The organism is Peribacillus sp. SRI_006 (genome assembly GCF_057586375.1).
In genome coordinates, this window is the sequence record NZ_JBYCZT010000021.1 from 64,719 (window position 1) to 79,658 (window position 14,940).

10 protein-coding genes are annotated in these 14,940 nt (G+C 38.9%); 9 read left to right on the forward strand and 1 reads right to left on the reverse strand.

Annotation, left to right across the window (positions count from 1 at the left end):
* Window positions 1–65: 65 nt before the first annotated feature.
* The 4 genes from AC2YHV_RS24595 (at window position 66) to AC2YHV_RS24610 (ending at window position 5,492) form a co-directional block, all read left to right on the forward strand.
* Window positions 66–1,307 carry an MFS transporter gene (locus tag AC2YHV_RS24595; RefSeq protein ID WP_034306214.1) on the forward strand — a complete coding sequence of 414 codons (1,242 nt, stop codon included), beginning with the start codon at window positions 66–68 and terminating at the stop codon, window positions 1,305–1,307.
* Window positions 1,308–1,328: 21 nt separating this feature from the next.
* The gene (locus AC2YHV_RS24600; protein ID WP_487374374.1) at window positions 1,329–2,792 is read left to right on the forward strand and encodes a glycoside hydrolase family 32 protein; all 1,464 of its coding nucleotides are present in this window, start codon (window positions 1,329–1,331) and stop codon (window positions 2,790–2,792) included.
* 53 nt (window positions 2,793–2,845) lie between these two features.
* Window positions 2,846–3,841, forward strand: a complete 996-nt coding sequence (locus AC2YHV_RS24605) for a carbohydrate kinase family protein (protein WP_330502047.1) — start codon at window positions 2,846–2,848, stop codon at window positions 3,839–3,841.
* A 418-nt stretch (window positions 3,842–4,259) separates the two neighbouring features.
* The gene (locus AC2YHV_RS24610; protein ID WP_487374371.1) at window positions 4,260–5,492 is read left to right on the forward strand and encodes an MFS transporter; all 1,233 of its coding nucleotides are present in this window, start codon (window positions 4,260–4,262) and stop codon (window positions 5,490–5,492) included.
* A 636-nt stretch (window positions 5,493–6,128) separates the two neighbouring features.
* Here AC2YHV_RS24610 and AC2YHV_RS24615 read toward each other — a convergent pair.
* A complete protein-coding gene (locus AC2YHV_RS24615) occupies window positions 6,129–7,055 on the reverse strand; it encodes a cation diffusion facilitator family transporter (protein ID WP_063574428.1) in 927 nt (308 codons plus the stop codon).
* A gap of 1,332 nt (window positions 7,056–8,387) precedes the next feature.
* Here AC2YHV_RS24615 and AC2YHV_RS24620 point away from each other — a divergent pair.
* The 5 genes from AC2YHV_RS24620 to AC2YHV_RS24640 all read left to right on the forward strand — a co-directional run.
* Window positions 8,388–9,119: a GntR family transcriptional regulator gene (locus AC2YHV_RS24620; RefSeq protein ID WP_048687535.1), complete on the forward strand. Its 732-nt coding sequence runs from the start codon at window positions 8,388–8,390 to the stop codon at window positions 9,117–9,119.
* Window positions 9,112–10,656 (forward strand): gluconokinase, encoded by a 1,545-nt coding sequence (gntK, locus tag AC2YHV_RS24625; RefSeq protein ID WP_057276084.1) that lies wholly within the window; start codon window positions 9,112–9,114, stop codon window positions 10,654–10,656. The genes AC2YHV_RS24620 and gntK overlap by 8 nt, the downstream gene beginning before the upstream one ends.
* 18 nt (window positions 10,657–10,674) lie before the next feature.
* On the forward strand, window positions 10,675–12,021 hold the full coding sequence (locus AC2YHV_RS24630) for a GntP family permease (protein ID WP_057276083.1): 1,347 nt from the start codon (window positions 10,675–10,677) through the stop codon (window positions 12,019–12,021).
* A gap of 77 nt (window positions 12,022–12,098) precedes the next feature.
* Window positions 12,099–13,502 carry a decarboxylating NADP(+)-dependent phosphogluconate dehydrogenase gene (gene gnd / locus AC2YHV_RS24635; RefSeq protein WP_034306198.1) on the forward strand — a complete coding sequence of 468 codons (1,404 nt, stop codon included), beginning with the start codon at window positions 12,099–12,101 and terminating at the stop codon, window positions 13,500–13,502.
* A gap of 1,012 nt (window positions 13,503–14,514) precedes the next feature.
* On the forward strand, window positions 14,515–14,940 hold a 426-nt coding region (locus AC2YHV_RS24640; RefSeq protein ID WP_487374372.1), incomplete at its 3' end, for a helix-turn-helix domain-containing protein.

Sequence of the window (14,940 nt, forward strand, 5' to 3'; positions counted from 1 at the left end):
TCTTTTTCATATCGTTAACTAGTGATTCATTTCTTTTCACATGTCTAGTAAAAGGAGCAATTAAATTGGAAGTTTCAAAAATTCTGTATTGGAAGTTAAGTGCGTATTTTTTCTTTTTCTTTTTTACTTGGTCTTCAAGTTACTCTTTATTTTCCATTTGGTTAGGACAAGAAATAAATTTAAGTGGGGCAGCTACAGGTATTATCTTTTCTGTAAACGCTATCTTCGCCTTATGTATGCAGCCACTATATGGTTATATATCTGACAAAATAGGTTTAAAGAAAAAAATATTATCTTTCATTAGTTTGCTACTCGTATTTGTAGGACCATTTTATATTTTCATCTATGGACCATTATTAAAACACAATGTCTTTTGGGGCGCGATTGTTGGAGGAATCTATTTAGCCGTAGCTTTTCTAGCTGGTATTGGAGCGATTGAATCATATATTGAGAAGATTAGCCGTAAATATGATTTCGAATATGGAAAATCGAGAATGTGGGGATCTCTAGGGTGGGCGGCAGCTACATTTTTTGCAGGACAGCTGTTTAATATTAATCCAAATATCAATTTCTGGGTTGCATCTGTTTCAGCGATCATATTAGTGGCCATTATTATGTCTGTGAAAATAGAAATGACGGATCAAGAGATGAATAGAGCCGATTCTATTAAATTAAGAGACGTTGGACAACTTTTTTTATTAAAAGATTTCTGGTTTTTCATGATGTACATTATTGGGGTGACATGCGTCTACAGTGTTTATGATCAGCAATTCCCTCTTTATTACGCCTCATTATTTCCGACTGAATCGTTAGGCAATCAAGTATTCGGATATCTAAACTCGTTCCAAGTATTTTTAGAGGCCGGAATGATGTTTCTTGCTCCGTTTATCGTAAATAAGTTTGGTGTAAAGAATAGTTTAATTCTAGCAGGATTTTTAATGGCCTTCAGAATCATCGGTTCTGGAATTGTTGTTGGACCAATCGGAATTTCTTCGATGAAATTAATTCATGCCCTTGAATTGCCTATTATGCTAATTGCTATTTTTAAATATTTAGCAGCGAATTTCGATACCCGTCTATCTTCTGTGCTTTATCTAGTTGGTTTCCAATTTGCATCTCAGGTTGGTGCATCCATTCTTTCACCACTTGCAGGTGGATTATATGACAGTGTAGGATTTCGTAATACCTATCTCATCATGGGAATCATGGTGTTTTGTTTTACCATTATTTCAATCTTTACTTTAAAAGGTTCTAAAAAAAGAAAAGGCTTAAATGGCAATCTGGAAAGGTTACGAAAGATAATATAGGAGGATGTTACGATGTTAACAATTAATAGAATTAAACAGGCTGAAGAAGCACTGAAGAATGCCAAGAAAAAAATAAATGATCGTTATCGATTAGGTTACCATATCATGGCTCCAGCTAACTGGATGAATGACCCGAACGGTTTCGTGCAGTATAAAGGGGAATATCATGCATTTTATCAATGCCATCCATATGATGCAAATTGGGGACCTATGCATTGGGGCCATGTAAAAAGTAAAGATCTCGTTCATTGGGAGCATTATCCTGTTGCTTTAGCCCCCGGGGATGCTTGTGATACAGATGGATGTTTCTCAGGAAGTGCCGTTGATAATGATGGTGAACTAACCCTGATCTATACAGGACATCACTATACAGACAAGGAAAAAGACCACTTCTATCAAAATCAAAATATTGCGGTCAGTACGGATGGAATATCATTTGAGAAGGTTGGGGAAAATCCGGTTATTGCTAAACCACCAGTAGATAGTGCACATCACTTCCGTGATCCAAAGGTGTGGAGGCACAATGATACCTGGTACATGGTTTTAGGAAATTCGACGAAGGATAATGTCGGAAGAGTTATTTTATACCGTTCTTCTGATCTACTGAATTGGGAATACATTGGCGTTCTTGCACAAAGTGATGGATCCCTTGGATATATGTGGGAATGCCCGGACTTCTTTGAATTAGATGGAAAATATATTTTAATGATTTCTCCTCAAGGTATTAAATCAAATGGGGATTTATATAATAATCTATTCCAAACAGGTTATTTGGTTGGAGATTATAATTACGAAACAAACGAGTTTGTTCATGGATCATTTACTGAACTGGATAATGGACATGATTTTTATGCAGTTCAAACACTGTTAGATGATAAGGGTCGTCGAATTGCGATTGGTTGGATGGATATGTGGGAGTCAAACATGCCAACTAAAGCTGATGGATGGTGTGGAGCCTTAACATTACCACGCGAAATAACGCTAGGGGATCATAACAAGATTTTAATGAATCCTGTTGAGGAATTAATCTTATTACGGGATTCTGAACACATTGAGTGTACAAATCAATCCATTTCCAAAGGCTATTTGATAGAAACGAAAGAGGATTTACTTGAAGTGAAAGCAGTGTTTGATTTAATTAATTGTAGCGCTCAATCTGTAGGTCTAAAGATTCGTGGAGTTAACCAAGAAGAAACAGTATTAACGTATCACTTAGATAAACAACAACTAACACTTGATTGCTCCAAGTCAGGAAAAGTGGAAGATGGTGTTAGAAGCACAATGCTTGAGACAAATAAAGAGCTTTCCCTGCGTGTATTTATTGATCGATCTTCCATTGAAATCTTTGCGAACGATGGACAAACGACCATGACAAGTCGAATCTATCCGAATGAGGATAGACTAGGAATTGAGTTATTTGCTGAGAAGGGTGATGTACAAGTCAAGGAATTAACCTATTGGAACCTGCAAGATATCTGGAAATAAAATAACAAGGAACAAGTGTCTACACACTTGTTCCTTGTTTAGGGGTGAAAACATTGAAAAAGGTTTTTTGTATTGGTGAGACATTAATCGATTTTATTCCGATTCAAAAAGAAAAATCTTTAAAAGAGGTTACTGGTTTTGAACGTGTTCCCGGTGGAGCTCCTATGAACGTTGCGATTGCAATTGCAAAATACGGTGGGAATTCCGTCATGCTGACCAAGATAGCTAATGATAATTTTGGTGATTATTTAGAGGGCGTGCTTCGAGGAAATGATGTAGACACTTCCTATATTATTCGAAGTGATGAAGGTGAAACTGGATTAGCATTTGTATCTGTAGATAATTTCGGGGAAAGAAGTTTTAATTTTTACCGAAAGAATGCAGCTGATTTATTACTTTCACCAGATGAGGTGAAGTCAGAGTGGTTTAATCAAGGAGATCTTCTTCACTTTTGCTCAGTGGATTTAGTTGAAAGTCCAATGAAACAAACCCATATAAAAGTGATAGACAGATTTAATAAAATAGGTGGAATTGTAAGTTTTGACCCTAATGTCCGGCTTCCTTTATGGCCAGATGAAGAAAGCTGTCGGAGTACCATACTAAACTTCTTGCCTCTAGCGGATATTGTAAAAGTATCTGATGAAGAATTATATTTTATAACAAATATTCATACGGAAAAAGAAGCGATTGAATCCCTTTTTGTCGGTAACGTGAAAGTAGTCGTATATACAAAAGGAAGCGATGGCGCAAATATTTATTTGAAAAATGGAGAGGTATATGAAGACAAAGGATTTAAAGTAATTGTTTCGGATACAACAGGGGCAGGTGATGCATTTATCGGAGGTTTCTTATCCGAACTAGTGTCACTTGAAGTAACTAATGAAAATCTATGTGAAAGAGTGAGTGAAAATCATCAACGATTACTTACTTTTGCAAATGCAAGTGGAGCACTGACTGCTTCCGTAAAAGGGGCTATTCAGGAAGCACCCGGAAAACGCCATGTATTAAATTTTATTTCTACTCAACGGGAAACAACAAAGAGGGGGTAGAAAGAAATTTTGTAAAAAGTTTTAAAATCCCTTACTGTGATCATTATTTATAAGGACAAGGTTTGGTTCGTCCCAGTATGATTATTGGAACTTTATGAAAGTTTCGGAAAATCGAGTGGACCTAAAAAAGTAACTATCTGTGAGCATTTTGAGATTGATGCATTAGCAGGTGTGGCCTCGTTTGTAGCGATCATTAACCCGCATTCCATCATTTTTTGTAACGATGAAGTTGATAAAGGAATATTAGACAAAATTGCTATAGGTAGCTCAAAATATCTCCCGTCAGAACATCTTCAATGTGTGGATTGTTTATATGGATTACAAAGTCTTGGACCTGATCTATGATGAATGGAACAAGCAAGTAAAATAAATTGGAAAGTGCAATTGAGTAGAAAATAATTAAAGGCGAGGTTTGAATATGACAACATTCCTTTTAGTCATCATTTATTTGGCTTTTATTAGCTTAGGTTTACCTGATTCATTGTTGGGGGTAGCGTGGCCTGTGATGCAATCGGACTATGGAGCCCCGCTTGAGACTGCTGGATTACTTTTTATGACGATAGCTGGTGGTACAATTATTTCCAGTTTAGCTAGCGGAATGGTACTTAAACGGTTTGGAACTGGCAATGTCACATTTGTCAGTTGCTTACTGACTGCTGGTGCTTTGTTGGGATTTCATTTTGCTCCATCGCTTGTTTGGTTAATTGTATGTGCCATACCACTTGGAATAGGTGCAGGATCTGTTGATGCAGGATTAAACGATTATGTTGCTACACAGTATAAGGCACACCATATGAGTTGGTTACATTGTTTTTGGGGAGTCGGAGCTACTTTTGGTCCTATCATTATGGCTCAGTTTATCTCAGAACAAAATTCTTGGAGAAATGGATATCTTGCAATCTCTGGAATTCAGTTCACGTTAACTGTAATCCTTCTCTTCACTTTGCCCTTATGGAATAGAGTGAAAAAGAAAAGCAATATAACAATAAATGAAGAGCAGGAAGATTCAAAAGGTGTATTTTATAATGAAGATGCTAAACATGTAAAACCTTTACAAATTAAAGGAGTTAAACTGGCTCTGATCTCCTTCTTGTTTTATTGTGGGGTTGAATCAACAGTGGGTCTTTGGGGGAGTAGCTTTCTGGTAAATGTCAAGGAGTTACCCGTATCGGTTGCTGCACAATGGGTTTCCTTATATTACGCAGGGATAACAATGGGTAGATTTATTACAGGCTTCATTACCTTTAAAATGAGTAACCGTACACTCATTCGGATGGGACAAATAATAGCATTAGCTGGTGCCACGCTTCTATTCCTACCATTGCCTTCCACTTTTTCGCTTGTAGGTTTTATTATGGTTGGACTGGGATTAGCACCGATATTTCCGTGTATGTTGCATGAAACTCCAACACGTTTTGGGAAGAAGCATTCCCAGACAATTATGGGTTATCAAATGGCTGTTGCTTATACAGGTAGTACTTTCATACCACCTCTTCTTGGCTTCATTGCATCTCATTCAACAATAGGAATCTTTCCATTGTGTATTGCTGTTTTTGTTGCAGCAATGCTCCTAAGTTCAGAAAAATTAAATACCTTACTGACAAAGAATGATTTATTAACGAGGAAAGATAAAAGCTCAAAAGCATTTTAAGCATCCTCGAAATCAATCACCTTACATCGATTACCACCGAAGTAGTAGAAGCTGCACGAAATAGCTTAGTGCTTGGACGTATATAATAAAGAAACCCAGCTATTCTACTCATGTGAAGATAGCTAGGTTTTTAAAGAGGATAATGGACTTGATTTAGGTTTATTAATGGAATTATTATTCACTAACACGATATCGGCCTTTTTTGCAGTTGATTTTTAATCTCATGTGCTGTTTTCTTGGTATTTATAAATATGGATTTGTCTTTTATCTCATATTACCGTTGGATTATCTTTAGCTCTACCTTTATTTTTTTTTTTTTTGACATTCCTATATTAATAGAAAGATGGAGTATGAATTAGAAACTAAACATATTACAGCTAAGATAAGTAAAAAGTTTATTCAAGTATTTGGTGCGATTCTGTATTGCGTTAGCTGATGATTGAAGCAGTCTTTAAGGTTGCATTTTTTATGCAACTATCGGGGCAGTCAGTTGAAAAAAAGACGCGATTTTGCTGGTGGTTACCCCTAATCCACATGAGGTCGGTGGCTCTTTAAACAAACATTCTGCCGCCGTACGAGCAAATCGCCAGGCTCGTCGCTGCGATTTGGCCTGGTCGCCTGCACACTACCCTATTTTTAGTCCGCCCATTCAACATCGGTCGTGAACACAATTGTTAACCATCGATCAGTACTTTCCTCGCCGATGGCATTACCGATTTCATCACGGATTGCATCCCACTCTTCAAGGCATTTAGCCGGCCACCCGCCAGGCACAATAAAGTATAGTTCAATTTGTTTTCCCCGGCCAACCTTTGCGACGTAAGCTCGGTAAGAAACGAAGCCGTAGCGCTTCACAAAGTCCTGTGCGACCTCGTCCACATGCTGCTTGAGTGATTGAGGGGTGATCAGCAGGACATCCGCCAAGGCCCGCTTTACCGTTGAAATCGGCAGCGGAATAATTACCAAACAGATCAGTACAAGTACTGCCGGATCAATATAGGGTGTAAGCCATTCCAAATTCGTTCCTTCAAAAGCGTATCCGATGCAAAACGCGATCAAGAGCGCAGCGGTTATGCCACCGGTCATCATCCAGGCCTTAGCGTCAAGTGCAACAAAATCCGAGCTAAGCGTCTTGTTTAAGCGTGTTTCGAAAATCGCCATGGAACAGCATGCGATCATCGTCACAACGGCATAGACGATGGCGAACCCGAACTCGAGATTGCGGCCGCCCGTCATAAGACTACCAATTGCATTAATCAATGCATAAACGGCCGCCCCCATGAGCATAACACCGTTGAGACCAAGGACGATTGGCTCCAAGTGCCAAAACCCCATTGTGAAGCGTTCACTCAATTTACCATTCTGCCTATTCGGTGCAGTGGACGAGGTAATCAACTTTGAGACAATGAGCGCCAAGACGCTCATGATTGCATCGGTCAGAGAATAGAACCCATCAAAGGTGATAGAGAACGAACCTGATAGCAGGCCGAAAATGATCCCAAAGCAAGCAACGAAGATGGTAACGCCAATGGAGACTCGAAGTATTCTTTGTTCGGTATTCAATTTTTTTCCCCCTAGGATTGCAGCCAGAATAGCCGTAGTAGCGTTTCCTCTACTGGACGCCTACTTAAAGTGAAAACATCACCATTATCTGCTCTTTAATATAATCTCCCAACCTTTCAAGTATCATTTTTGTCTTAAGGTTCAGAGTTTATACACCCAAAAACTTTCGTGTTCTTGACTGGTTTTTGGTTTATAAAAATCGATTAGTCTAATTTCCCTCGAACAGAGATAACTTAAAACTACTTTAAATATGATAAACGATGTGCAATCATTGATTTAACAGTGATTGCCAATTTGTCATACACAAATTATTACATAAGTGGACATAGAGTGGAAGAGTTGGTTGACTAAAAGGTACATGGTATGCAAAAAGTTCCTTGGAGCATTGAATTAGCTGAGCCTATGAAACTAAAAGACGAATTAATAAAAGGAGTTAAGGTATCATGAATGGAGTTTGATTTAACTCAAACTCCAGTTAAGGATCGTCAAGATTGCAATCTTGAAGTTGGCATGAAATTAAAATACATTTAACTAAAACTAAGTAGGCGCGTGTGTCCTTAATTCTTTAGTAAAAAGCTTCATATTTAACTGTTCAAATTAGCGGTGCTCTACATTAATAACAGAGGTTGCATATGCAGCCTTTTTTTTCATATGGCAATAACGGGGCAGGTTCGAACAAGAGATTGAATCATTGTGAATAACTATGTGGGAGTGGATGCAAAGAGTATATTCTAAGTATCAGGTTACATTTACCTGGGCAATTTTGACGATAATGCTGAAGCGATCGGTGTATTCTGCATTGTTATGAATGCTAAATTGGATTAATGCTGTGGTACAAGAGAGATTTTTCTTTTTATTTGCTATCGTTATCGGTTGGAAGGCTATGTTAATTTTTCTATTCTCCTATGTACAACGTACCTTTTAATCGGAATAAGAGGTGACAGGTATGGGGCCATCAGAAAGTAGAATGACCATATAGATAATTAATGGCGTTGTTCTGTATAATGCTGGCGGTACATCATGTAGGATATTTACCTGACGCCACCCTTAAATAAAAATAGAATTACTTTGTGTAAGTTTTTGAGAGGATAAAATAGAATGTACACCACCTGGTTAAGGAAAAGTGGTGTTTTTTTTTGTAATAGGGGGTTAATCTCTGTCTTGTTTAGTTGAGTTCTTTCAACGTTCGCTAAAGTCAAATACTTCTAAAACGTTCGACTTTGATTATATTGGCGAAAATCCGGTTGAATTCAAAAAGCTTGCATTATTTATTATTATTATTATAAAATACTTGTATACAAGTGTACTTGAACTCTATAAGAAGGTGAATTTATGGCTGAATCAAAGGAATTTCTTTATCCTGTAAAATGGCTTTCAAAAGCTTCAGCTGGCGATCGCGTTACATCCGAGCTTAGAATGCGTATTATTTCGGGGATGATTGAAAGCGGTGCCATCCTTTCTGAAAATAAATTAGCTGCTGATTTCGGTGTAAGCCGCTCACCCGTTCGTGAAGCGTTAAAAATACTGGCCTCTGAAAATATCATCCGATTAGAAAGAATGGGTGCGGTTGTCATTGGTTTAACAGAAAAAAAGTATGCAGAAATTTATGATGTACGTATTCTCATTGAAACGTTTGTATTTGAACGTCTAGTGAGGATGAACACGAATGAATTAGTAATGGAACTTAGTAAAATATTGGAAATGATGAAAGTGTCCATAAAATACCTGGATGCGGATGAGTTTTCCTATCAGGATGTTCTATTCCACGAAACGATCATTCGCTCCATCGATCATTCCTACATCCTGATGATCTGGGATAATTTAAAACCTGTAATGGAAAGTTTGATTCTTCTATCCATGCGCAGCCGTTTTAAAGAAAAGTATGAAGACTTTACACGGATCATAAATAATCATCAGCTTTATATTGATGCGATCAAAACAAAAGATCGAGACATCATGATTAAGTCGTTACATGAAAACTTTGATGATGTTCAAGGAAAAGTTGAAGACTTATGGATGGCTCAACAGATGCTTTCAAAAGGAGTCGAACAAGAAAATGACTAGCTATATGTTAGGAGTAGACATCGGTACAACAAGTACAAAAGCTGTATTATTCACGAAAAAAGGCGATGTCATCCAGCAAGAGAATATTGGCTATCCTCTTTACACACCGGATATGACAACGGCGGAACAAGACCCTGAGGAGATTTTCCAGGCTGTTCTGAAAGCCTTTTCAAATATAACGAAGCAGCATCCAGATAAAAAACCATCATTTATTTCATTTAGCAGTGCGATGCATAGTGTTATAGCTATGGATGAAAACGACCAGCCGCTAACCGCTTGCATCACCTGGGCAGATAATCGAAGTGAAGCTTGGGCCCATAAAATAAAGGATGAATTAGATGGGCATGAAGTTTACAAGCGAACCGGAACACCGATTCACCCGATGTCACCATTATCCAAGATTACCTGGATCGTGAATGATCACCCGGAGATCGCAACCAATGTTAAAAAGTATATCGGGATTAAAGAATATATCTTTAAAAAGTTCTTTGATCAATACGTTGTCGATTATTCCCTTGCTTCATCCATGGGCATGTTGAATCTCAAAAACTTGGATTGGGATGAGGAAGCCCTAAGAATTGCTGGAGTAACGCGTGATCAATTATCTGAACTCGTACCAACAACAAAGACCTTTAACAACTGTGACGCGGATTTAGCCAAACAGATCGGGATTGACCCAAAAACGCCATTTGTCATTGGGGCAAGTGATGGTGTCCTTTCAAATCTAGGTGTAAACGCTATCCGGAAAGGTGAAATCGCTGTCACGATCGGGACAAGCGGTGCGATTCGGACAATTATTGACGAACCGAAAACAGACGAAAAAGGAAGAATCTTTTGCTATGCCTTAACGGAAAAGCATTGGGTGATTGGCGGGCCGGTAAACAATGGGGGGATGGTCCTTCGCTGGATTCGCGATGAATTTGCTTCTTCCGAGGTGGAAACAGCTAAAAGACTCGGAATCGACGCTTATGAAGTCTTGACCAAGATTGCCGAACGGGTAAGACCGGGCGCTGATGGATTGTTATTCCATCCATATCTTGCAGGTGAACGTGCACCATTATGGAATCCGGACGTAAGGGGATCATTTTTCGGATTAACGCTGTCGCATAAGAAAGAACATATGATTCGAGCGGCTCTAGAGGGAGTCATTTACAATTTATACACCGTATTTTTGGCCTTAACCGAATGCATGGACGGTCCCGTGACCCGAATTCAAGCTACGGGAGGATTCGCAAGGTCGGCTGTTTGGCGGCAAATGATGTCCGATATCTTCGAATCGGAAGTCGTGGTTCCAGAAAGCTACGAAAGTTCGTGCCTGGGTGCTTGTATATTAGGGTTATATGCAACTGGGGAAATTGATTCCTTCGAAGTGGTTTCTGAAATGATAGGCAATACCCACAAGCACACACCGAAAGCTGATTCTGTAAATGAATACAGGCAGCTGCTGCCGATTTTCATTAACCTATCAAGGGTATTGGAAAACGAATATACACAGATTGCGAATTATCAAAGAAACTTAATAAATGCTGCAAAGTAAAGACATGGGGGGATTACAATGCCATTAGTCATTGTCGCTTTAGGAATTGTCGCTTTATTAATTTTAATAATGGGCTTAAAATTAAACACCTTTATTTCCTTGATCATTGTATCGTTTGGAGTGGCTTTAGCACTTGGGATGCCGCTTGACGGAATTGTTAAAACCATTGAAGCTGGATTAGGCGGAACACTCGGCCACTTAGCGTTAATCTTTGGACTTGGGGCGATGTTAGGTAAGTTGATCGCAGATTCGGGCGGAGCGCAGCGCATTGCCATGACCCTTGTTAAGAAATTCGGTGAAAAGAATATTCAATGGGCAGTCGTGGCAGCATCATTCATTATCGGTATCGCATTATTTTTTGAAGTGGGATTAGTATTATTGATTCCAATCGTATTTGCGATTTCAAGAGAATTAAAAGTTTCGATATTGTATCTTGGCATTCCAATGGTGGCGGCATTATCCGTAACACACGGTTTCTTACCGCCGCACCCAGGACCAACCGTCATCGCTGGTGAATATGGCGCAGACATTGGTCAGGTTTTACTTTACGGCTTCATCATTGCGGTTCCAACCGTTATTTTAGCTGGACCGATATTTACGAAGATAGCGAAAAGATTAGTACCTGAATCATTTACGAAAACAGGCAGCATTGCCTCATTAGGGGAACAAAAATCTTTTAAACTTGAAGAAACACCTGGATTTGGAATCAGTGTATTTACTGCATTACTTCCGGTTATATTAATGTCAATTGCTACAATCATCACTTTGATGCAAAAAACGATGGGATTTGAAGATAATGGTTTACTGGCCGCTATCCGTTTTATTGGTGAAGCCGGTACTTCCATGTTGCTTTCCTTATTATTTGCGGTCTATTCAATGGGAGTGGCAAGAAAGATTCCAATGAAGGATATTATGGAATCTTGTACATCAGCGATCCTGAATATCGGAATGATGCTCTTGATCATTGGGGGCGGCGGAGCCTTCAAACAAGTATTGATCGATGGCGGTGTAGGTGACTATGTAGCTGAATTATTCAAAGGAACATCATTATCACCAATCCTGCTTGCCTGGATCATCGCGGCAATCCTGCGTATTTCATTGGGATCTGCTACAGTTGCTGCCTTGACGACAGCTGGTTTGGTTATTCCGATGTTAGGTCAGACGGACGTTAACCTTGCTCTGGTCGTACTTGCTACAGGAGCGGGAAGTTTAATCGCTTCACACGTTAACGATGCTGGTTTCTGGATGTTTAAAGAGTATTTTGGCTTAAGCATGAAAGAAACATTCGCAACATGGACTTTGCTTGAGACGATCATATCAGTAGCTGGATTAGGATTCATTCTATTACTAAGCTTATTTGTATAGGCTTTCCCGGCAGTAAATCCCCGACATATGGCAGGGATTTACTGCCTATTATTCTTACATAAGAAGGAGCAGAAATAATGTTCAATACAATTGGTGTCATTGGTTTAGGGGTAATGGGCAGTAATATCGCGTTAAATATGGCTAATAAAGGAGAAAAAGTAGCTGTCTATAATTACACAAGAGATTTAACGGATCAGCTTGTTGCTGAATTGGACGGTCAGTCAATCCATCCGTATTACGAAATCCAAGATTTCGTTCAGTCACTGGAAACGCCAAGAAAGATTTTTCTGATGGTGACTGCGGGTAAAGCGATCGACTCGGTGATCACTTCATTACTTCCTCATCTTGAATCGGGCGATATTATCATGGACGGCGGTAACTCCCATTACGAAGATACTGAACGCAGATATGATGAATTGAAATCTAAAGGATTCAGTTATGTAGGAATTGGTATTTCCGGCGGGGAAGTCGGTGCGTTAAAGGGACCTTCAATCATGCCAGGAGGAGATAAGGACGCCTATGAAAAAGTAGCTCCAATCCTGACAAAAATCGCAGCTAAAGTAAATGATGCTCCTTGCTGTACCTATATCGGTCCAAAAGGGGCAGGTCATTTTGTGAAAATGGTACATAACGGGATTGAGTATGCAGATATGCAATTAATCGCCGAAGCATATACATTTTTAAGAGAAAAATTGCATTTAGAGGTTAATGAAATTGCTGACATCTTTGAAACATGGAATCAAGGCGAACTGAAAAGTTATTTAATCGAAATCACGGCCGAAATCTTAAGGAAAAAAGATGAAGTAACAGGCTTACCATTGATTGATGTGATTCTCGATAAAGCAGGACAAAAAGGCACAGGAAAATGGACCAGCATGCAAGCGATTGATAACGGAATACCAGCATCGATCATTACAGAGTCTTTGTTTGCGCGCTACATTTCCGCTCTAAAAGAAGAACGGGTTCATGCGGAAAACATTCTAACAGGGCCTGAGAACGTTCAGCAAAAATTAGATAAAAATGAGTGGATTGACTATATTAGGCAAGCATTATATATGGGAAAGGTTTGTGCATACGCGCAAGGTTTCACTCAATATAAAATGAGTTCTGAACTTAACGGCTGGGATTTGCCTTTGAAGGATATTGCGCTTATTTTCCGCGGCGGCTGCATCATTCGGGCAGAATTTTTAAACGTCATTAGCGAAGCCTATCAAGAGCAGCCAAATCTGGCCAATTTATTGATTTCACCATATTTCGCTGAAAAGGTTGCAAAGTACCAGGCGGGATTGCGAAAGGTAGTCTGTGAGGGAATAAATTCCGGCATCTCGTTTCCATGTTTAGGCTCTTCACTTACTTATTACGATAGTTATCGAACAGGCATCTCAAATGCTAACCTTTTGCAAGCACAACGTGATTATTTTGGTGCGCATACCTATGAACGACGTGATTTAGCAGGGGTTTTCCACACGAACTGGCAGTGATGGAAAGTGACAAAAGAAATAGTCATTTGTAATACCGTTCATGAAGTTGAAAAGGGTATTTTACTTCAAAAAAGAGTTGCTTTGGCAGCTCTTTTTTTTGTATGTAACAAAAGGTGCAGCTAGTGGATAAAGGAATTTTAGTGAGGGAAAAAAGATTGAGGGGCAACGAATAATATTTTTGGGGGAGGTTTAATACTCAGGTTAAGTGGTATATAAATGATATCGGTTTATAGCATTTAATTCTCTCGCTACCTTAATTTTACAGTCGGGATTCGCAAACGTTTCTTGAATAATGTCGGCAAGTGGCACATATTCTTCTTTTGGATATTACCAAATTATTTCCGCGTGGAAAAGGAGTGATATATCATGAGGCAAATGTGTATTTACTGTTTTAAATGGGCTGACATAGATACGATGACACCAATTTTTGAACAAGGTAGAGAGTTCGTCAATTATTATTGTGAAGATTGTGTTAATGCTGTTATGGATAATTTGTTTAAGCTCCCATACAAACATGCATGCGAACCATCAAGAATCCACTAGCATCAAGATGTGCGATTTAATAGTTAAGCGAGTGTGCTGGAACAGCATAACTAAAGGCCATCTCAAACGAGAAGGGCTTTTTTTGTTTGGATTTGTATTTAAAGTTGAATGGGGAGATATATGTAATCATTTCAAGTTGATCTCGTTGAATAGAATGATGTTTCGAAAGCATCCTCATCACCTCAAGTTTTAATAGATCTATTTTAAAACAAAAAAGACTGTAGGCAAAAGGAGTTCTATCCAAATTTTTAAACATAGTTGATTGGAGCGGGTGTGCGAGACTCCTGCGGGAATAGCGAGTCCATGGGAGACCCCACAGGCGCAAGTGCGCCGAGGGCGGACCGCCCGCGGAAAGCGAGTGCCTACGTTCCAATCAACGTCTAAATTTGTACAAGCAAAAAAACTGTAGACAAACTTGAACTGCCCCGTAAATGTTAGACACCAAACTAACATTTACGGGGTGTTTTTTATGGCTAATTTTTCTGCCGAACAGAAAATATTCATTACACGACTTTACCTTGAAGGTGAGCACAGCTATATGGATCTTCAGAAAATATTTGAAGTTTCGTATCAAATAATTCAAGGATGGGTTCGTTTATACCAAATTCAAGGAGCCGATGGATTTAAGAAATCCTATACAAGTTATTCTACGGAGTTTAAAATGGATGTACTTAATTATATGAATGAAACGGGTATATCTTCTTACGACGCAGCCGCAAGGTTTAATATTTCATCTCCAGCGCTAATTCGGACGTGGAGAATAAATGTTAATGCCTATGGATTAGATGCCCTAATTTCTAAGAAAAAGGGGAGACCATCCATGAAAAAAGATATCAATCCATCCAAACAAATTGAAGGTTCGGTTAAAGATCTTGAAGAACGAATTAAACAACTA

What these genes read in the sequence shown, in the direction of transcription:
- AC2YHV_RS24630 (WP_057276083.1), top strand. Translation starts at nt 10,675, where the DNA reads ATGCCATTAGTCATTGTCGCTTTAGGAATTGTCGCTTTATTAATTTTA.
- gnd (WP_034306198.1), top strand. Translation starts at nt 12,099, where the DNA reads ATGTTCAATACAATTGGTGTCATTGGTTTAGGGGTAATGGGCAGTAAT.
- gntK (WP_057276084.1), top strand. Translation starts at nt 9,112, where the DNA reads ATGACTAGCTATATGTTAGGAGTAGACATCGGTACAACAAGTACAAAA.
- AC2YHV_RS24620 (WP_048687535.1), top strand. Translation starts at nt 8,388, where the DNA reads ATGGCTGAATCAAAGGAATTTCTTTATCCTGTAAAATGGCTTTCAAAA.
- AC2YHV_RS24610 (WP_487374371.1), top strand. Translation starts at nt 4,260, where the DNA reads ATGACAACATTCCTTTTAGTCATCATTTATTTGGCTTTTATTAGCTTA.